Source organism: Paenibacillus sp., from assembly GCF_031177825.1.
Lineage (GTDB): Bacteria > Bacillota > Bacilli > Paenibacillales > YIM-B00363 > Paenibacillus_AE.
Genome location: NZ_JAPSKE010000005.1, coordinates 238,753 through 252,721 on the forward strand (window position 1 = coordinate 238,753; position 13,969 = coordinate 252,721).

A 13,969-nucleotide genomic window follows, 5' to 3' on the forward strand; every position below is an offset into this window, starting at 1 on the left:
GCGCACGCTCCTTATTTTGTAAATTGGCCGTTCTCGAGCATCGAAATAAACGGGCTGTCCGCGAAGCCGGCGATCGGCAGCTCCACGCGCGCGTTGCGGCGTACCGACTCATAGAAGGCGAAGATGATTTCGGAGGCGCGAAGCGCTTTCCGATGCGATACTTCCGGCTCTTCGCCGCCTGCTAAGCAGTCGATCGAGTGCCGGACGTACCCTTTCATCTGATCTTGCATCGAGGAGAGCTCCATCTCCGGCTTCCACGACGGGTCCGCGTATTTGACGCCTCCGACGATCTGCCCGTCCCACATCACTTCGATAAAGCCTTCGGTGCCGATCACGCGAACGCCGGCCCAAATTTTCGTCTTATCCTCCGCCGGTTCCCATGTATCGATCGGGCCCGAATAAAGACTCGCATGAACGCCGTTCGCGAACTCCAGATGCCCGTACGCGCCGCATTCCGACGGCACGTTGAACCAGTTATACGTTTCGGTCGTATCAACCCCGCCTAGCACCCACTTCGCCGGCGTTTCGCCCATAAAGCTCATCGCCTGATCGAACGTGTGAATGCCGCAATCGAGCAAATTCGGCGGGGAATACAAATCCATCCGAAGCACTTGTCCGATGTGCCCTTCCTGGATCAGGCGCCGTACGGTCCGATTGCCCGCCGCGAAACGGCGCTGAAGGGAGAACGTCAGCTGGCAGCCCGTCGCTTCGGCGATCCGGCCCATCTCTTGACACTCTCCCCAAGTCGCCGACATCGGCTTCTCGCACAATACGGCTTTGACGCCGGCTTCCGCGCAATCGCGAAATACCGGCAGATGCAGCGGCGTCCACAAGCAGATGAGTACGACATCGGGCTTCTCCTTCGCCAACATGTCCTTGTGATCGGTGTAGACGTTCGCTTGGAATCCGAATTCGGCCTTCAGCGTCTCCGCCGACGCTTCCGAAATATCGGACAAGCCGACGACCTCGCATCTGCCGTCGGCCTGCACGCCGATCGCGTGTTCATGCGCCCGTCTGCCGCAGCCGATGAAAGCGACTCGAAAGGTTGGTGCGTTCACGTCACATCTCTCCTTTACATGTACTATAAACTCGTATGATTCATAGATAAGGGAGCTATGAACATAGCTCCCTTCCCTGTCTTATTTTACATTATTGTACCGGTTCGAACTCGGCCAGCTGCGCTTCCACTTCCGCGATCACCTTGTCGATGCCCGCCGCTTTCAGCTGCTCTCTGTATTCGGCGACCGCTTCCTTCGGATCTTTGCTCGTCTTGCCGAGCATCAGCTGCATGCCTAATTGGGAATTCACGTTGGAAATCGCGGCGATTTCCGTCGTCACGTTCTTCGGATCGAAGCTGAAGCCCATGTACGGATCGTTGATGGCGACTTTGTTCCATTCCTCATATAAGCTGCTGCGGATCGGGTTTTCCGTATCCATCGGCAAGTTATACTTATCGTTCCGCAAGGACCAAACCGCGAAGCCGCCGCCGTCTTTCTTATCGTCGAATCCGGGTGGCGTCTTCTTCATTCCGTCTTCAATGATATATTGACGGCCTTCGATACCGTACTGAATCAAGTTGTAATATTCCGGATCGGTCATGAACTTCTCGATCGCCATCAACGCGCGTTCCGGATTTTTAGAGTTCGTACTGATGACCGTGGAGTTCTCTACGCCCATTTTCCGCTTAATTTTCTGGTTTGCTTCCGCGAACGTATAGAATCCCGTCTCCACATCCGGCATCGCCTTCACATCCGAGCCGTACTTGCCGATCCAGTCCTGCGCATGCGTCAGGTAACCGGCCGAGTTCGCCGATCTGAAGTTCACGTCGCCAGCGACCTGCGAGGACAACACATCCTTCGGCCAGTAGCCTTTATCCGACCATTCGCGCATCTTCACGGCCCAGTCTTCGAATTGTTGCGTGAACGCCGGGTGGAATACCTTCTTAAAGTCTTCCGGGCTGCTCGTGACGAGGTTCAGCTCCGCGAACGAGATGCCCGGCGCGTTGATCCACTTCTCCGTCGTATCGACCAACATTCTGTACATGTTGAAAGCGTCGTTCGCATTGCCGTTGATCGCCGGGAAAGATTCATTCGCCACTACGTTGTCCATATATTGTTCCAGTTCTTCGATCGTGCTGATTTTCTCCATGCCGTATTTCTTCAGCAGATCCGCACGGTATACGTAACCGGTCGGGGTGAACTCGCTGTATAAGGAAGGTACGCCGTAGATTTTGCCGTCGACCATGTTACCCGCCCAAACGGTCTCGGGAATTTCAGCCTTCAGCTTGGGAGCGACCTTATCCAGCATGTCCGTAATATCGACGAGGGCGTCTTGTCCGGCCAGCGTAAAGTACGATACCGCGGCGCCCGGCGACGCATGCGACATATCGAACTGCTCGCCGGAAGCGAACAACAGCGGGTATTTCGTGGCGATATCCGGCCAGTCGATATACTTGACTTCCAACGTCGCATTGATATCGCGCTTCAGCAATTTATTAATCTCTGCCAGAATGTCTTTGTTGGCGACGCCTTCGGAGCCCCATAAATAATAAACCAAATTCACTTCTTTCGAAATGTCTACGCCGTTGTCGGTCGTAGGCGCCGACGGCTGTTCGGACGGCGCGCTGCCGCTGCCTTCGTTCGAAGCGTTGCAGGCAGCCAATAGGGTGGTCAACATCGTAACCGTCAATAAAGCGATCGAAAATTTCTTGCCTTTCATGTTTTTAGCCTCCCTTTTTCAGATCCAAATCTTTCTTCTATAATAGATACCCCTTGAACGAGGGGTATGTATTACCCTTTGACCGCGCCGATCGTAAGACCCGTGATAAAATAGCGCTGTAAAAACGGATACAACAAGATGATCGGCCCCGTAGCCAATACGGCGGTAGCCATCTTAATGGATTGCGTCGGCAGCTCGGCCGCGTCGATGACCACGCCTTGATTGATCAGCGCTTGAATATTGGTTTGATTGATCATGCGCTGCAAGAAATATTGCAAAGGATATTTATCCGGCGTCTGGATGTAAAGCATGCCGTTATACCATTCGTTCCAAAACCCGAGCGCCGAAAAGAGGCCGACGGTGGCGAGCGACGGAATCGCCAGCGGAATGAAAATTTTCCAATAGATCAGGAAATCGCCTGCGCCGTCGATCGTTGCCGATTCGTACAAGGAATCCGGAATCGCCTTCATGAAATTCCGCATCAGGAAAATCGACCATGCGCCCACGACGCCGGGCAAGATCATCGCGAACAAGCTGTCCTTCAGGTGCAAATATTTGACCATCAGGATATAGCTTGGAATTAAGCCACCGGCGAACAGCGTCGTAAAATAAATCAGAAAGGCGAAAAAATTTCGATACTTGAAATCTTTCCGGTTCAACACGAACCCGGCCATCGACATCATAAACAATCCTAACGCGGTGCCGACGACGGTAATAAAAATCGTTACGCCATAGGCTTTGGATAACGCGGTCGAGTTGTTGATCAGCATTTCGTAAGCTTTAAGGGAAAATTCGTTCGGGATCAGCTTGTACCCTTCGCGAATGATTTCCTGTTCATTCATGAAGGAGGAGGAGATCATCAATACGAAAGGAAACAGGCAAGCCAAGGCGAAGCAGGTGATGCAGAAATAACTGATTGTCTTAATGAAAATACTGCCGAAATCTTCTTTTTGTTTATGGGCTTGAACCATACGATCCACCCTCCTCCCTTAAAATAAGGCGCTGTCCGGTTCAATCTTCCGTACGATCAGGTTGACCGTTAACACGAGAAGTAAGCCGAACAAAGATTGATAGAATCCTACTGCCGCCCCCATGGAGAAGTTGAACTGCCCCACCAGACTGCGGAAGACGTACGTATCGATAATGTCGGTTTGCGGATAAAGCACCGAGTTCGTGCCGATCAAATTATAGAACAGATCGAACGAGCCCTTGAGAATTCCGCCGAGACCGAACAGCAGCAGCAAGATGAAGGTCGGCTTCAGCATCGGCAACGTCATGTAGCGAATTCTTTGCCATCGGCTCGCCCCATCCATGTAAGCCGCTTCATAGAGGTCGTGATTAATGCCTGTAATCGTCGCCAGATAGACGATCATGCCGTATCCGGTCGCGCTCCATATTTTGAAAGCCACGATGATGTATTTCCAAATCTCGGGGTCGGAGTAAAATTCGTAGCGCTCCAGACCCAATGAGGTAAGCATCGTATTCATGAAGCCGGTGTTGTAATTGAACAGGTTGTAGGCGAACACGCCGACGATAACCATAGAGATGAAATGCGGAAGCAAGAGAACGGATTGGGAAATCTTTTTGAACCATTTGCCCGCGATTTCGGAAAGCATGATGGCGAACACGATTTGGATGACGTTCCCCAGCGCGAGAAAGACAAAATTATAAAGGAACGTATTTTTCGTAATGTTCCAGAGATCGCCGTTTTTAATCAGAAATTCGAAATTTTTCAAACCTATAAAATCGCTTCCGAAAATGCCTTTGCTAATGTTGTAGTCGACGAACGCGACGTACGCCCCCGGCATGACGAGATAGTGAAAGATAATAAAGTATAAGATCACGGGCGACAGCATCAGGAACAAAACCTTGTTCTTTAAAACTTCCTGAAAAATACTTCCACTATGAAGCTTAACCTTTGTTATGACATCCATGTGGCCCAACTCCTGTTATGTTTCTTCTTCTTCCCCTGTCGTTTAGCGCTTACATTTCAAGGTTTTTTCTGCGAAACGTTTCGATTCTCAAAAAAAATAAAAGGCTTCGACTTCCTCCAACCTTTGTTGAAACGTTTCTCTTAACACGAATATTACATCATGGACGTCGTAAAATCAACCATATTTTTGTTATGAATTCGCTTGCAAACAACTAATAATACACGTTTTTGTATAAAATATACAGGAAATGTCGCAAGTTCGAAACGTTTCGAACTTGCATTCTATCGTCCCCGGACAAGTTAAAAAGAAACGTTTCGTTCGGCATGGATTTACTTCCCCGTGCCGACTGAATTTCCTTTCAGCAACGTTACATAGATCCGCTCATGATCCACCGTATCGCCGTTAATCAGCTTGATCAACTGCTCCGCGGCGAACGCGCCCCATTTGCGCTTCGAATAATCGATCGTGGTTAGGCGCGGCTGCGTATACGAAGCCAGCTCTATATTATCGAACCCGACGATATGAATTTGTTCCCCGATCCGAACTTGCGGGTGGTGCTCCGCCAAATAATTGAACATGCCGATCGCCATCTCGTCGTTGAAGCAAAACACGGCCGAAGAAACCGAGCCGCCGTTCGTGTCCGTCATAATGTTCGCGGCCGCCCGCTCTCCCGCCGATTTGTTGAAGTCGCCTTCGATGACGGTAAGCGTAACGCCGGCTGTCCGCTCGACCACTTGCATGACGGCCTGCAGCCGCTGTTTAGAATCATACGAGCCGCTGGGTCCCGTTACGGCGTAAAGCGTTCGGTGTCCTTGCTCGATCAAATATTCCGTCGCCAGCATCGCTCCCGCCTTGTTGTCGAGCAATACCTGGTTGATGTTCGGATGCGAAAGCTCTCGGTCCAGCACAACGAGCTTATGCCCGCGATCGGCATAGCTGATCATCTCGTCGCTGCCGAACGTCTGGTCCAAAATAATGGCGCCGTCGATCATGCGCTCCGGCAGCATCCGATGCGACTGCTTGCCGCTGCATACGATAAGGTCATACCCTTTTTGCGTCAACGTCTCCCTCGTTCCCTGCAGGAGATCGCCATAGAACGCGCCGCTGAAGTCGGTTAGGAAGACGCCGATAATTTTCGTTTCTCTCGTCTTAAGCGATCTTGCCGCCGCGTTCGGTACATAATTCAATGCCTTGGCGATGGCAAGGATTCTCGACGTCGTCTCATAGGTTACCTTGGGGCTGCCGTTAAGAGCGTAAGATACCGTCGAGATCGATACCCCCGCTTGTTTAGCGATATCCTTAATACTAACCAAAGCGCTAGCCCCTCTCTATGAATATATATAACTCTATTATGATAGAAACTGGCGGCGTTTGGATACCGCCAGTTTGTTCATTACATAAAAATTTCGATCCGGTTGGAGGCCGCATTCAAGCTCGCTTTCAATCGCTCGTCCGGAATTCGCATGCCGCCCGTACGGTACGGGTTGGCCGACGGGATCAGCGGCATCTCCTCGCCGTTGATCGTGATTCTCGCGATCCGTTTCGCATCGCCGATGCGATAGACGAAGGTGATCGGCAAGCCGTCCCACATGAACTCGAAATGCATGCCGTTCAGCTTCTCGGGCAAAATCGGATCGATGATCATTCCGCCTTCCGATTGGCGAATGCCCAGCGCATTCGCGATCAGTTGGTTCATGTAAATCCCGGGACCGCTTGAATAAATCCGCCAGCCGCCTTTCACCGGCACCGTACCTTCGCGAAGCTCGTCGAATCGCTCCAGCGCCTCGTAACGGGTATTGAAGCGGCCGTCCGAGCTGCTGAAATACGAGTTGCTTTGGCGCAGCTCCGCATTCGGCACGACATCGCGCAGGCCGACCGGATTAATCATGAGCAGACTTTGCCACACTTCATCGGTCTTGCCCAGCTTCGCCATTGCCTCTACATAACGGATATGCGCATGCACGTATTGCAAGCCGATCTCCCGGCCGAAATTCGCCGCCTGCTCCGCTCGCTTGAAGTTCGCGCTTACGCCGCCCGCATATGGCGCGGGGCGATCCATAAGCCGTACGCCGTCCGGGCAATACAGACGTTCTTTAATAATGCGGTAATGCTCCTCCGCCTGTTCCTTGGTCAGCAGCTCGCCGATCATGCTGCGCGTCATCGGAAGCAGTCGGTACCGAATGCCCGTCGTCGTATCCGTCGGGTGAAGCATCAGCTTCGCTTCTCCCGGCTTCTCCATATAGACGAAGCCCGGGATCACTTCATGCCGAAGCATATAGCGGTTGAAATCTTCTTTGATCGCGGCCGCCAGCTCTAACAGCGCGGATGACTGCGTTCTATCCACGGACTCCATCGCCCGGCCGAACTTCGCGATCGTCTGATACGTCAGCGCCACGGTCCAGCTGCTGATCATATATTGCTTCAACTGCGGGTTCGCCGGTTGAAGCGTATCGTCCCAATCGCCGTCGCCATACGAGGACAAATGCGTGTCATGCAGGAAATGCTCCTTAATATAAGCGACTTGCTTCAATGCATGCTCCAGCAGCGTTGCCGTTTCCGTCGTAAATTCGCCCTTATGGCGCACGGTGTATGGAACGCGTTCCTGCAGGATGCCGTAATCGTTCGTTGCGGCCAAATAATCGCCCAACACCTTCAGCGGCCAGACGATAATGTCGCCGTGACTCTCCTCCTGCTGGATGCGGAAGTAGCGGTCGAACATGAACCATTGCGGCCAATTGCCGTCATCCTCGTATTGATGCGAGTAGACGATCTTCAGAATTTCCGCGACCTGCTCGTATTTGCGCATCGCCATGAAATATTCCGTCGGCCCTTGGCAGACGTCGCGCGTGCCCCACGCCGCGCCGCCGTATTGTTCCAATCCGTGCGGAACGGAGTAATGGACGAGCATGTTGTGCGTGTACCACCACGCCAATGCGTTTACCTTTTCCAGTTCGTCCGCGGCTTCTGTCGTTCCTTCCGCGGATAAGCGGAAGCCGTTCATCACGTTCCGGAAAAAGGTGCGGTAGCGCTCGATCTCGAGTTCCGCTTTCCGTTCCGCGAGCGGCAAATCCTCGCCATGCAGCAGTCCTTGCACGGTTATCGTCCATTCCGCGCTCGCGTCGAGCGAAAGCACCGCTAACGAAGCGGACCCGGCCTTCACTCCTTGGACCAACAGGCTTTCATCTCCAGCCGTCATCTCCGCTCCGTCCACGGCCATCCGGTATTGCAGAGCGGGGAATACGGAGGAACAAAGCGATTCGCGATCCGCTTTAAAAATAAGCATGCCATTCGCATTCTCTATATGGTAAGGAAGCTCGTATTCGTTGTTGTTCATCGACACCTGGTTCGTCACGAGATACCGATAAGCGTTCCCGTTCGCCGAACGCAAGTGGAGGCGTACCTCGGGCGTATCGACTGTCGTATAATTCGTAATAATAAGCGTATCGTCCGTTACCTTGTAGTACCAACGGGCATAGTTGAACCCGATCTCGAACAGCGAAGGCATCGCGAGCAACTGGTACGTTCCTTCCAGTTCTACATAGATGCGCTGCCCCGACGTCTTCAGCGTATTCAAAGCGTTGCGAGTATTCGTGAGCAGCTTATGGAAGTTCGTATTGCCGACGAGCAGCTGCGAGTTGAACACGCCGTACATATACGAAGTCGTCGTCATTACGTTCTCTGTCATCTTGTCGTTGCCGCCGGACATGAGGATATGGCCGTGAGGACGTTCTACAAGCAGTTCCTTCTCCTTCAACACGACATGCTCGTGGCTGTCGGTAAAGAAGGAAAGCAGCTTGCCGTCCTGCCATTCCTCGTGATGACGGTTCGGGAAATAGGCTTCAATTTCCTCCATCGTCATCGATGCGGTACGCACCGGGGAACCGATCTCGGCAGCGACTTCGACTTTATCTACAGGCTCGGAGGTTGCCGCAAGATCGGCTTCTTTGGTACGCTCGGCCTGTTCCCATGCGTTCCGAACCTCCGCGCCGAACGCCAACGAGTCGACGGCCGAAGGGTGATTCGCCTTGAACAAGCCGTAAAATACGAAGCGTGCTTTCCCCTGGAGGCGGGTACGCTCCGATTGCAGCGCCGCATATCCGAATTCGTATTGGTAAATTTCATTCGCCAATTCAGGCTTGCCAAGCGCTTCAGGCACATTCGTTTCCTTGTAGCCGAGGCCGAAAAATTGGAACCCGTCCGTCGAATAGCCGGCCGCGCCCGTAAGCGAGCCATGTTGCATATAAGGGAAGGCGCCGCCCTTCATCGGCTGATTCTGACGGAAGCACAGCACATACCCTAGCTTCTCGTCCTTAAACGCTTTATGATCGACATACTGCGACATGTAGGCTTCGTTCGTCCGAACCGCGCCGATGTCGGCGAGTCCGATATCTTGACCGTACACGACGTCGATTAATGCTTCGCTTCCTTGGGAATCCACCGTTATATCCCAGAACCAGACGCCATGCTCCGTCGCGGTGAACACGACGGCGTAGGCGATGCCGCCGAACGCCGTCCCCTCCCATCGCAAGCGCCCGTTTCCGACCGACATGCGGCTCGCCGAACGAATCCCGAGCAACGGCTCATAAGTAATGCCTTCCGCACGATGCAGGCGTAAATAAAGGTTGTTCAACGATCCTTCCACGGAACTCGACACCACTTGGTTCAGCATCGTCTCTTGATGAACGGCTCTCGACAGATCCCCGCTGCTCAGAAAATCAAACGTCAGTTCTCCCGCTTTGATCCGGATCACATCCATCGCCTTACGCGGATCGATTCCTGCTTCCATGCTTTTCACTGCCTTCCTGCTTGCAAAGTCTGAATGTAAGCGTCGTCATATTGTCAATCGAAACGTTTCTATTGATTACTGGATTATAAACAATTCTAATAGGATCGTCAATGACAGATTCCCCCGGGCAACCCGCTTTAGCCGATCGCGCGGCAAAAAAGAAGTGATGCCGGAGGCAACACTTCCCATAGGTTCTATCATCGACCGTATCCATTTCATTTTCTAACTATCGGTATATTAATGGATGTATTCGTCCTGAACGTCTTTCATTAACCCTTCCAACTGCTTCTTTAAATTTACGATCGTGTCCGAGTAGTCCGGGTCGCCGTATACATTGTTCAACTCGTAAGGATCCCGCTCCAGGTCGAAGCATTCCCATTCCGGCGGACGGTCTTCGTCTCTCGAATCCGTCGTCCCCAGCGCTTGGGCGTAATAATAAATGAGCTTATACCGATGCGTGCGGATGCCGTAGTGGGCATACACCTCATGGATGCCGTCCAGATGCATCCAATATCGGTAATACATCGAGGTCCGCCAGCCTACCGGCGTAACGCCGTTCAGCAGGGGGCGAACGCTTACGCCTTGCATGCGCACGTGCATCGGCAACCCGGCATATTCCAAGAACGTCGGAGCGAAATCTACGTTCAGAATCATCGCCTCGCTCACGCTCCCGGGCGTGATCTCTCTCGGGTAGCGAATCAAGAACGGCATGCGAAGAGACTCCTCGTACATGAACCGCTTGTCGAACCAACCATGGTCGCCCAGGAAGAAGCCCTGGTCGGACGTGTAGATGACGATCGTGTCTTCCGCCAGACCGCTCTCGTCGAGGTAATCCAGCATGCGGCCCACGTTATCGTCGATCGAAGCGATGCAGCGCAAATAATCTTTGATATACCGTTGATATTTCCACTTCCGAACCTCCTCGGGGGACAACCCTTCCGGCGGCGGTCCTTTCGTGTCGAGGTCGTGGAGGTCGTCGATGCGCATCTTCGCTTGCACGGCCGCTTGCGAGCGAGTGGCGTAGTCGTCGTTAAACGTCTCCGGCTCCGGAATGTCGATATCCTCGTAGAGATGCTTGTGCTTCTCGTCCGGCTCCCAATGACGATGCGGCGCCTTGTGATGGCACATCAACAGGAACGGGCGCTCCGCGTCGCGGCGCGCGATCCAATCGAGCGATCGATCCGTAATAATATCCGTCACATAGCCGTTGTATTTTTTCTTCGTTCCCATCTCGATAAAATCAGGATCGTGATAATCGCCCTGATCGGGCAGGACGCTCCAGTAATCGAAGCCTGTAGGATCGTAGTTGCCGCCATGCCCCAGATGCCACTTGCCGATCATCGCCGTCTGATAGCCGGCCGCCTGGAGGAGCTTCGGGAACGTGACCTGTCGACCGTCCAAGTCGTCGCCCAACGTCTTGACGCCGTTAATATGGTTGTAAGTCCCCGTGAGGATCGTCGCCCGGCTAGGCGCGCAAATCGAATTCGTGCAGAAGCAGTTGTCGAAGCGCATCCCCTCGCGCGCCAACCGGTCCAGATTCGGCGTCTCGTTGATGCGGCTGCCGTACGCGCCGATCGCATGCGAGGCATGATCGTCCGACATAATAAATAGGATGTTGGGTCGTCTTGAAGTAGAGGACATACTCGTACCTTCTTTCTGCTGTCGGAATGGAATACATAAGTTACAAATGAAACCGTTTACCGGAATTATAGATCATATACCTATCATGTACAAGGAGAAACGTTTCGATTGCAGCCAAGAAAAACCCCGAACCATTCGGCGCGGGGTCTGTTCGCTCTCAGTTATTCGGTCAACCTGTCGCGGATGCCGTTCATGTAAAGCGTTAAGGCTGCGTCGCTCTCTCCTTCGGTCATGCTGCCGTTATCGACGAATGCGACCAGCTCTCGATTGAACGCGCTCGCCAGCCGGAAGAGCAAGTCTTCGGCGTCCAGCCCGACGGCGCTTGCCAGCGACTCGCCTTGCGCCAGCGACCGGAGAAGCTCGTCCTCGGACATGTCCTCGTTCGACGCAAGAGCGGCAGTATCGGCTAAGGCCTGATCGAGACGCTCCTGCGCGTACGCTTCCGCATTCACTTCGGGAATGTAGCCCGGAGCGTTCACCGCATGGGCGATTCCTTCCCTCGCTAAGGCCTTCGTCGCTTCTGCGGCCGCAGCATCCAATTTTCCGGCCGTGACCTGAAGATCGATATACCGATCCGCGGACCATTGCAGCGAGGAGATCAGCTCATCCGCTGAGCTGCTATCCAGGCCGATCGCCTCCGCGATCGTCTCGCCCGACTTTAACGCATCGCGCAGCTCGTCGGCCGTCGTCTCCTCCTCCGCGAAGAGCGCGCTTTGCTCGACGATGCCTCGGATGCTGGCCTGGGCTATGGCGGCATCGCCTTCCTCGGCGATTTCCGCTTCCTCCGCGGCAGGCCTGGATTTCACGGCCGACTGCAAGCGTTCCGCCGCTGCCTGCTTCAACCGATCCGCCAGTTCTACCGTAAGAGCGCCGTCCTTCCAAGCTGCATCAATCGATTGCTCGGCCTTGGCGATCAGGGCTTCCTCCAAATCGCCTTCGGACATGCCCGCAACCGATGCAAGACTTTCGCCTCGTTCAAGCCACGTCATCGCGTCCTCGAACGTTTCTCCCGAAAGGATCGCCGCGTCCACCGATATCGAGGCGATTCGATCGTTCACAAGGTCTTCGCCGAACCGCTCCATCCACTCCGTAGTTTCCCGATCGTAACCGGGCGTCGTTAACGCCTGGGAAATCGCGTCTACCCCTTCCTGCAGAAGCGATTCCGCTCGCGCCTCCGTCAGGCGGTCGCTCGCGACGACCGCATCGAGATCCCGTCTCATCAGATCGGCGAGGTACTGGGGGAGCGTCATTGTTTCATACAAAGCAGGGGTCTCGTTGAGATCGTCCTCCTCGGCCGTATTCTCCTCTTCAGCCTGCGGGATGGCTGCCTCCGTCAAGCTTTGGCCGTCGCGGAGCGCAAGACGCAAGTCATATGTACTCATGCCGGCCCATCTGGCGGCGTCCTGTACGATGTTCGCGATCCGAACGCTTATCGTCTCTTCCCCGGCGTCCTGTAATGCGAAAGCGGACGCAACGGCGCTCCACGAACCTGAAATCGCCTCGTCGACAAAGTCCGTTGCGCCTTGGAGCGCTTGCTCCGCTTGCGCACGATTGATAGCTTCATTCGCGACATTGAAATCCAAGACAGAGCGAATATGCTCCAGCATCGCAGTTCTCAGCGTTTCCGCACTTAACCCGGTCGCCTCCGTTAGCGGCTGACCGGATCGGAGCATCTCATGGACATCCGCCATTTCGTTGTCCGATTCGGCTATCCCGTTCGCCAGCATCGATTGAAGTTGGCGCTGCATGAACAGTTTTACGAAATCGGAACCGGCCGCGTTTGCGTGGACCGTCGACTCCGACGCTTGGTTTTCCGCGAGCAGCGCTTCGTCCGCCGTTGCGGCGAAGGCGGATTGCGCCGGGATCGCGATAACGGCGGAAGCTGCGATGACTGCGGCGCTTGAAAGCACCATCAAGCCTCTCTGTAACGATTTCATTCCAATCTTTTTGTTTCCCATGTTTTGTTCCATCCTTCCGAAAAGTATGAATTGCGCTTAGACGTCCAAGGCCCAAGGCCTGCGCTCTTGGCGTCGTATCTCTGAGTTTGATAATAAAGAGGTTTGCTGATATTCTCCTGAATGCGGGCTTAATGCCGGCTTAAGATTTGTTAGAACCGACGAAAAAGGCGCTTTTTGACCTAGGTCAAAAAGCGCCTTTTCTTTTGCCGCTCGCATTTCGGTTCAGCCGGCCTTCATCCTCAGCGCGAGAGCGATGTTCGGATCAGAGGATGATAAACAAAAATCAGAGTTGCAATACGGTTATGGACTCGTTGTTGAAGACTTCGCCGTTGTCGCGGAAGCCGAAGCTTTCGTAAAGCTTTTTCGCAGCGACGTTTTCCGGTTTATAAGGAATCCAACAGCAATGCGCCGGACCTGCCGGAAAGGTGCGGATAAATTCCAAAATTTTCGTCATGGCTTCCCGACCGAAACCCCGATTCTGATATTGCTTATCAATCATCAGTCGCAGGATGCAATAGTTTCCTTCTGCGATCGACGGTTCTTCGTATCCGGTGATTCCATAAGTGAACATAACGAAACCGACCGGCTGCTCATCCGCATAGATGGCGAATGGAAATGGACGCCCCCCATTGGTTGCAAGGACATAACACGAAGCTACGCTTGACAAATTGGATGCAACGAAGCCCCGTTGATCTTCTGAAACCTCTAGGTTGAAAATGGCACGCCTGTTTTCCAGCGTGATTTTTTCGAGCGTAATCATAAGGAATTCTCCCTTCCCCCTCATCCTATTGCGCCGCGGCCGCATAAATAACATACAATTCATACAAGAAAAGTAATAGACTTATATTCATTTTTTTAATATACTATCATGTATTCATGGCATTTTTAGGGAAATGATTTTTGCGATAAAAAGCCCCTCCGTTATTAAAACG

The 13,969-nt window shown here is 53.3% G+C and carries 9 protein-coding genes; all 9 read right to left on the reverse strand.

Features of this window, described 5'->3' with window-relative positions; genetic code table 11:
• Positions 1 to 11: 11 nt before the first annotated feature.
• Positions 12 to 1,058 (reverse strand): Gfo/Idh/MocA family protein, encoded by a 1,047-nt coding sequence (locus RIN49_RS08425; RefSeq protein WP_309119725.1) that lies wholly within the window; start codon positions 1,056 to 1,058, stop codon positions 12 to 14.
• A 91-nt stretch (positions 1,059 to 1,149) separates the two neighbouring features.
• Positions 1,150 to 2,718 (reverse strand): DUF3502 domain-containing protein, encoded by a 1,569-nt coding sequence (locus RIN49_RS08430; protein WP_309119726.1) that lies wholly within the window; start codon positions 2,716 to 2,718, stop codon positions 1,150 to 1,152.
• A 71-nt stretch (positions 2,719 to 2,789) separates the two neighbouring features.
• Positions 2,790 to 3,689 (reverse strand): carbohydrate ABC transporter permease, encoded by a 900-nt coding sequence (locus tag RIN49_RS08435; RefSeq protein WP_309119727.1) that lies wholly within the window; start codon positions 3,687 to 3,689, stop codon positions 2,790 to 2,792.
• 18 nt (positions 3,690 to 3,707) lie between these two features.
• The gene (locus RIN49_RS08440; protein ID WP_309119728.1) at positions 3,708 to 4,652 is read right to left on the reverse strand and encodes an ABC transporter permease; all 945 of its coding nucleotides are present in this window, start codon (positions 4,650 to 4,652) and stop codon (positions 3,708 to 3,710) included.
• A gap of 329 nt (positions 4,653 to 4,981) precedes the next feature.
• A complete protein-coding gene (locus tag RIN49_RS08445; RefSeq protein ID WP_309119729.1) occupies positions 4,982 to 5,965 on the reverse strand; it encodes a LacI family DNA-binding transcriptional regulator in 984 nt (327 codons plus the stop codon).
• A gap of 80 nt (positions 5,966 to 6,045) precedes the next feature.
• Complete coding sequence (locus RIN49_RS08450) at positions 6,046 to 9,438, reverse strand: GH36-type glycosyl hydrolase domain-containing protein (protein ID WP_309119730.1); 3,393 nt, start codon at positions 9,436 to 9,438, stop codon at positions 6,046 to 6,048.
• A gap of 237 nt (positions 9,439 to 9,675) precedes the next feature.
• Positions 9,676 to 11,079, reverse strand: coding sequence for a sulfatase family protein (locus RIN49_RS08455; protein WP_309119731.1), 1,404 nt, complete (start codon positions 11,077 to 11,079; stop codon positions 9,676 to 9,678).
• Positions 11,080 to 11,240: 161 nt separating this feature from the next.
• Entirely contained in the window at positions 11,241 to 13,037 is a 1,797-nt protein-coding gene (locus tag RIN49_RS08460; RefSeq protein ID WP_309119732.1) for a hypothetical protein, read from the reverse strand.
• 283 nt (positions 13,038 to 13,320) lie between these two features.
• Positions 13,321 to 13,797 carry a GNAT family N-acetyltransferase gene (locus RIN49_RS08465; RefSeq protein ID WP_309119733.1) on the reverse strand — a complete coding sequence of 159 codons (477 nt, stop codon included), beginning with the start codon at positions 13,795 to 13,797 and terminating at the stop codon, positions 13,321 to 13,323.
• Positions 13,798 to 13,969: the final 172 nt, after the last annotated feature.

Bases quoted from the DNA above. Each gene is read 5' to 3' on its own strand.
- RIN49_RS08465 (WP_309119733.1), bottom strand. From the start codon at position 13,797: ATGATTACGCTCGAAAAAATCACGCTGGAAAACAGGCGTGCCATTTTC.
- RIN49_RS08455 (WP_309119731.1), bottom strand. From the start codon at position 11,079: ATGTCCTCTACTTCAAGACGACCCAACATCCTATTTATTATGTCGGAC.
- RIN49_RS08450 (WP_309119730.1), bottom strand. From the start codon at position 9,438: ATGGAAGCAGGAATCGATCCGCGTAAGGCGATGGATGTGATCCGGATC.
- RIN49_RS08435 (WP_309119727.1), bottom strand. From the start codon at position 3,689: ATGGTTCAAGCCCATAAACAAAAAGAAGATTTCGGCAGTATTTTCATT.
- RIN49_RS08440 (WP_309119728.1), bottom strand. From the start codon at position 4,652: ATGGATGTCATAACAAAGGTTAAGCTTCATAGTGGAAGTATTTTTCAG.
- RIN49_RS08430 (WP_309119726.1), bottom strand. From the start codon at position 2,718: ATGAAAGGCAAGAAATTTTCGATCGCTTTATTGACGGTTACGATGTTG.
- RIN49_RS08460 (WP_309119732.1), bottom strand. From the start codon at position 13,037: ATGGGAAACAAAAAGATTGGAATGAAATCGTTACAGAGAGGCTTGATG.